Source organism: Pseudomonas sp. AGC41, assembly GCF_057334555.1.
The window spans coordinates 74187-80466 of sequence record NZ_JBHFJB010000115.1 but is presented as its reverse complement, the minus strand read 5'-3'; the positions used below and the strand labels follow the sequence as shown (position 1 = coordinate 80466).

4 protein-coding genes and 3 tRNA genes are annotated in these 6280 nt (G+C 60.9%); 1 reads left to right on the top strand and 6 read right to left on the bottom strand.

Annotated elements, in window-relative coordinates:
- Positions 1-142 precede the first annotated feature (142 nt).
- The 6 genes from ACE04F_RS19535 to rluD form a co-directional block, all read right to left on the bottom strand.
- A tRNA-Lys gene (locus tag ACE04F_RS19535) sits at positions 143-218 on the bottom strand.
- A gap of 5 nt (positions 219-223) precedes the next feature.
- Positions 224-300: transfer RNA gene (locus tag ACE04F_RS19530), tRNA-Pro, on the bottom strand.
- 7 nt (positions 301-307) lie between these two features.
- Positions 308-383: transfer RNA gene (locus tag ACE04F_RS19525), tRNA-Asn, on the bottom strand.
- 315 nt (positions 384-698) lie between these two features.
- A complete protein-coding gene (gene clpB / locus ACE04F_RS19520; RefSeq protein ID WP_486109233.1) occupies positions 699-3263 on the bottom strand; it encodes an ATP-dependent chaperone ClpB in 2565 nt (854 codons plus the stop codon).
- A gap of 130 nt (positions 3264-3393) precedes the next feature.
- Positions 3394-4119, bottom strand: a complete 726-nt coding sequence (pgeF, locus tag ACE04F_RS19515; RefSeq protein ID WP_486109231.1) for a peptidoglycan editing factor PgeF — start codon at positions 4117-4119, stop codon at positions 3394-3396.
- Entirely contained in the window at positions 4116-5078 is a 963-nt protein-coding gene (gene rluD, locus ACE04F_RS19510; protein ID WP_486109229.1) for a 23S rRNA pseudouridine(1911/1915/1917) synthase RluD, read from the bottom strand. Before rluD ends, pgeF begins: the two co-directional genes overlap by 4 nt.
- Positions 5079-5228: 150 nt before the next feature.
- Here rluD and ACE04F_RS19505 point away from each other — a divergent pair, with 150 nt between their 5' ends.
- A complete protein-coding gene (locus ACE04F_RS19505; protein ID WP_486109227.1) occupies positions 5229-6245 on the top strand; it encodes an outer membrane protein assembly factor BamD in 1017 nt (338 codons plus the stop codon).
- The last annotated feature ends 35 nt before the right edge of the window (positions 6246-6280 follow it).

The following is a 6280-nucleotide window of genomic DNA, read 5'->3' as shown; positions in this document are numbered from 1 at the left end:
ACATCCTGCTCCCAAAGCAGGCGCGCTACCGGACTGCGCTATACCCCGGTAAAAAAAAGGCGACCTTCGCAAGTCGCCTTCCTCGATCAGCGCTTTTGGCCTCTGATCTTAAGATTCGATTCCAGCGAACTGGTTTCAAAAATGGTGGGTCGTGTGGGATTCGAACCTACGACCAATTGGTTAAAAGCCAACTGCTCTACCAACTGAGCTAACGACCCAAATATGGTCGGGGTAAGGGGATTCGAACTCCTGACATCCTGCTCCCAAAGCAGGCGCGCTACCGGACTGCGCTATACCCCGATTGAAATGGCTCCGTGACCAGGACTCGAACCTGGGACCCAATGATTAACAGTCATTTGCTCTACCGACTGAGCTATCACGGAACTGATATTTCAAGTTACTGCTATTTACCGCTACAGCGTTGAAGCTTGCTGCAACCTCTTCGACCCGTTTGCATCGCTGCGTTCGTGTGTCTGAGGCGCGCTATTCTACAATCTTCAAAACCTCTGTCAACCCTTTAAATTGCTTTCAAGACAATGATTTGCAACTTATTTTGGATTCCTTCCCAGTGAGAAGTCGCCCTTGGGGTGACGTACTGCGGGGCGCACTTTACAAGCCTTTTCCTTTGAGTTCAACGGCCTGATGAAAAAAATGGCCTCGCCAGGCGAGGCCATTTCAATCATCGGCTGTTGCGGCTTTCAGTTGAAGACGATCTCCTCGTTTTCCACGGTGCCGGTCACGGTTTCGCCGGGCATGAAGCGGCCGGACAGAATCAACTGCGCCAACGGGTTTTCGATCCAGCGCTGGATGGCCCGTTTCAGCGGCCGTGCGCCATAGACCGGGTCGTAACCCACCGCGATCAGCTTGTCCAAGGCCTCATCGCTCAGTTGCAGCTTCAGCTCACGCTCGGTGAGACGGCTGCGCAGGCGACCCAGCTGGATCTCGGTAATACCGGCGATCTGATCACGGGCCAGCGGCTCGAAGATCACCACTTCGTCCACCCGGTTGATGAACTCGGGACGGAAGTGCGTGGAAATCGCGTCCATCACCGCAGCGCGTTGCGCCTCGCGATCGCCGACCAGCTCCTGGATCTGCGTCGAGCCCAGGTTGGAGGTCATCACGATCACCGTGTTGCGAAAATCCACCGTACGGCCGTGGCTGTCAGTCAGGCGACCGTCCTCAAGCACCTGCAAGAGAATGTTGAACACGTCCGGGTGGGCCTTCTCGACCTCATCGAGCAGTATCACCGAGTAGGGTTTGCGCCGCACGGCCTCGGTCAGGTAACCGCCCTCTTCGTAGCCGACATAGCCTGGCGGCGCACCGATCAAGCGGGCCACGGAATGTTTCTCCATGAACTCGGACATGTCGATGCGCACCATGGCCTCTTCGGTATCGAAGAGGAATTCGGCCAGCGCCTTGCACAGCTCGGTCTTGCCCACGCCGGTCGGGCCGAGGAACATGAACGAGCCGCTCGGACGGTTAGGGTCCGACAACCCGGCACGGGACCGACGCACGGCGTTGGAGACCGCCACCACGGCTTCTTCCTGGCCGATCACGCGCTGGTGCAACAGGCTTTCCATCTTCAGCAGCTTGTCGCGCTCGCCTTCAAGCATTTTCGATACGGGAATGCCGGTCCACTTGGAAACCACCTCGGCGATTTCCTCTTCGGTGACCTTGCTGCGTAGCAACTGGTTTTCGCTCTTGCCGTGCTGGTCGACCATCTGCAAGCTGCGCTCAAGATCCGGGATCACCCCGTATTGCAGCTCGGCCATGCGGTTGAGATCGCCCTTGCGGCGAGCCGCTTCCAGTTCCTGGCGAGACTGCTCGATCTTCTGCTGGATCTGCGCCGAGCCCTGGACTTCGGCTTTCTCCGAATTCCAGATTTCTTCGAGATCGGAATACTCGCGCTCATGCCGGACGATTTCTTCCTGCAACCTCTCCAGGCGTTTCTTCGCCGCTTCGTCGCTCTCTTTTTTCAGGGCCTGGGACTCGACCTTGAGCTGAATCAGACGCCGCTCCAGACGATCCAGGACCTCTGGCTTGGAATCGATTTCCATGCGGATGCGGCTGGCGGCCTCGTCAATCAGGTCGATGGCCTTGTCCGGCAATTGCCGGTCAGTAATATAGCGGTGGCTGAGCTTCGCTGCCGCGATGATCGCGCCGTCGGTGATCGCCACCTTGTGGTGGACCTCGTAGCGCTCCTTCAGGCCGCGCAAGATCGCGATGGTGTCTTCTTCGCTCGGCTCCTCCACCAGCACCTTCTGGAAGCGCCGTTCCAGGGCCGCATCTTTCTCGATGTACTGGCGGTATTCGTTGAGCGTGGTCGCGCCAACGCAATGCAACTCGCCACGGGCCAGCGCAGGCTTGAGCATGTTGCCGGCGTCCATCGAGCCCTCGCCCTTGCCGGCCCCGACCATGGTGTGCAATTCGTCGATGAACAGAATGATCTGCCCTTCCTGCTTCGACAGTTCATTGAGCAAGGCCTTGAGCCGTTCCTCGAATTCGCCGCGGTACTTGGCGCCAGCGATCAGCGCCCCCATGTCGAGGGACAGCAAGCGCTTGCCCCGCAGGCCGTCGGGCACTTCGCCATTGATGATGCGCTGGGCCAGGCCCTCGGCGATGGCGGTCTTGCCCACGCCAGGTTCACCGATCAGCACCGGGTTGTTCTTGGTGCGGCGCTGCAGGACCTGGATGGTGCGGCGAATTTCATCGTCGCGGCCGATCACCGGGTCAAGCTTGCCTTCCTCGGCGCGCTTGGTCAGGTCGACGGTGTACTTGTCCAGCGCCTGGCGTGCTTCCTCGTGGTTGGGGTCGTTGACCGCATCGCCGCCGCGCAGGTTGTTGATGGCATTTTCCAAGGCTTTCTTGCTTACGCCCTGGCCGAGCAGCAACTTGCCCAGCTTGCTGTTCTCGTCCATCGCGGCGAGCAGCACCAGTTCGCTGGAAATGAACTGGTCGCCCTTCTGTTGGGCCAGGCGATCAGCCTGGTTGAGCAGCCGCGCCAGATCCTGGGACATGTTCACGTCACCGGTTGGATTCTGGATCTTGGGCAATTGATCGAGTTCTTTGGCCAACTCTTTGCGCAGGCTGTTGACGTCAAAGCCCACTTGCATCAGGAGTGGCTTGATGGAGCCGCCCTGCTGTTCGAGCATGGCCTGCATCAAGTGCGCCGGTTCGATACCGGGATGGTCCAGGCCGACGGCCAGAGACTGGGCGTCGGACAGGGCCAATTGTAATTTGCTGGTTAAACGGTCAATACGCATGGGTCACCTTCCTTTTGAGCAGGCCGGACCTAAGAAACATCCTGAATGAAGAAACCTGCCAGATACCGCTATAGATGTGGTCGATTCTGGAAGATTCAAGCAGCGCGCTGTTGATACAGATCAGGGGAGTCTAGCGTTCAAGCCAGATCAGGGAGGCGAAACGACCGGTGCGCGGATTGCGCCGGTAGGAAAAGAAGCGCGGATCGGTCACGGTGCAAAAACCGCCACCATAGACCGCCGTTACGCCGCGTGCCGCCAGGCGTAGCCGTGCCAATGCGTAGATGTCTGCGAGAAATTTTCCGGCATTGGGGCTGGGCGCAAAGGCCTGGGCCGCTGACGGCAAATGAACGGTGAAGGCCTCCCGCACCTCCGGGCCGACCTCAAAGGCTTGCGGGCCAATGGCCGGGCCGAGCCAGGCGAGAATCTCTTCGCTGGGTTGCCGCAGACTGTCGAGCGTAGCTTCCAGCACCCCGTTCGCCAGCCCCCGCCAACCGGCATGCGCTGCCGCGACATGGGTGCCGGCACGATTGCAGAACAGTACCGGCAGGCAATCCGCGGTCATCGCCGTACAGGCGACGCCCGGCGTGGTGCTCCAACTGGCATCGGCGCTGACGACGTGGGCCGGATCAGCCTTGACCACATTGATTCCGTGGACTTGCTGCAGCCAGGCCGGACGCATGACGAACTGATCGGTGAGGCGACGCCGGTTTTCGGCAACGGCCGCAGGGTCGTCACCCACATGGTCGCCAAGATTGAGGCTGTCGAACGGCGCCAGGCTGACGCCGCCCTCGCGGGTGGTGACACAGGCCTTGACCCGGGCCGGCGCGGGCCAGTCGGGTATCAGCCGGTCACTCATCCGATGAACGCCTCGCGATCCTGCTTGAGCAGCGTCAGCAGCCAGACGAAGTCATCCGGCAACGGCGACTCCCAGCTCATGCGCTTACCGGTCGTCGGGTGGTCCAGCTCCAGGAAACGCGCGTGCAACGCCTGGCGCGGGAAATTCTTCAACGATTCGACCATGGTCTGGCTGGCGGCCGGCGGAATGCGGAAGCGACCGCCATAGGCCGGGTCACCCACCAACGGGAAGTTGATATGGGCCATGTGCACGCGAATCTGGTGGGTCCGGCCGGTTTCCAGCTTGACCCGCACATGCGTGTGCGAACGAAAACGCTCCAGCACGCGGTAGTGACTGACCGCCTGCTTGCCACCTTCCATCACCGCCATGCGCTGGCGCTGCTGGCCGTGACGGCCGATCGGTGCGTTGATCTTGCCACCGGCGGTGACCACGCCGATCACGATGCATTCATAGATGCGGCTGACGCTACGGCTTTGCAGCTGTGTGACCAGCTGCGTCTGCGCCTGGATGGTCTTGGCGACCACCATCAGGCCGGTGGTGTCCTTGTCCAAGCGGTGCACGATCCCGGCGCGGGGCACATTGATGATGTCCGGCACGTGATGCAGCAAGGCGTTGAGCAGGGTGCCATCGGCGTGCCCGGCCGCCGGGTGGACCACCAGGCCCGCGGGCTTGTTGATGACCAGGATGTCGTCGTCTTCGTAGACGATGTCCAGGGCAATGTCCTGGACGACCCATTCTCCCTGGGCCTCCTGCTCGGCGGTCAGTTCGAGGATGGCGCCGCCATGGACGATGTCGCGCGGACGGATCACCGCCCCGTCCACTGTCAGGCGACCGTCCTTGATCCAGGCGGAAAGGCGCGAGCGCGAGTGCTCGGCGAAGAGTTGGGCGGCGACTTGATCGAGGCGTTGGCCGCCCAATTCGGACGGCACCTCTGCGCGAAGTTCTATTTTATCGGACATGCTCGGACTGGGCGTCGGCACAGCCTTTGGTTTCGGCTGCGCGCTTGTGGTTAAATACGGCGTCTTTTGCCCCGAGGCTTTCAACGGGGCGCTCATCATAACAGGACGGCCCCGCCCAAGACAGCGGCCGTCATAGGGACGCAAGCCGCCATGCAAGTGAAACACCTGCTGCTGATCGCCATCCTCGCATTGACTGCTGCTTGCTCGTCGAAGGAAGTCGTAGACGAAAACCTGAGCGAAGTCGAACTGTACCAACAGGCGCAGAACGACCTGGACAACAACAGCTATACCAGCGCCACCGCCAAGCTCAAGGCGTTGGAGTCACGGTATCCGTTCGGTCGCTACGCCGACCAGGCGCAGCTGGAGCTGATCTACGCCAACTACAAAAACGCCGAGCCGGAAGCTGCCAAGTCCGCCGCCGAGCGCTTCATTCGTCTGCACCCGCAGCACCCGAACGTCGATTACGCTTACTACCTCAAGGGTCTGACTTCCTTCGACCAGGACGTCGGCCTGCTGGCGCGCTTCCTGCCGCTGGACATGACCAAGCGTGACCCGGGCGCCGCGCGCGACTCCTACAACGAGTTCGCCCAGCTGACCAGCCGCTTCCCCAACAGCCGCTATTCGCCTGATGCCAAGCAGCGCATGATCTACCTGCGCAACCTGCTGGCGTCCTACGAAATCCACGTGGCGGACTACTACCTGACCCGCCAGGCCTACGTCGCCGCTGCCAACCGTGGCCGCTACGTGGTGGAAAACTTCCAGGAAACCCCATCGGTGGGCGATGGCCTGGCTGTCATGACCGAGGCCTACCAGCGCCTGCACCTGGATGAGCTCGCGGCCACCAGCCTGGAAACCCTGAAGCTGAACTACCCTGATCACCCATCGCTGGTCGATGGCCAGTTCACCCCGCGGGTCGATGAAGCCGACAACCGTTCGTGGCTGAGCAAGGCGACCCTCGGCCTGATCGAGTCCCGTCCACCGCTGCCGCCGGGTGAAACCCGCGCCAACCAGGACGTCCAGCGTCAGTTCCAGGACGCCAAGGAAGCCATTCCGAACGAGCTCAAGCCCAAGGACGAAAATGGCGACGTGATCGAAGAAGAAGAGCCTGAAAGCGAATCCAGCGATCGCTCCTGGTTCAGCTACATGACGTTCGGCATGTTCGACTGAAAGCCAAGCGGCATGAAAAAGGGAGACCCTTGGGT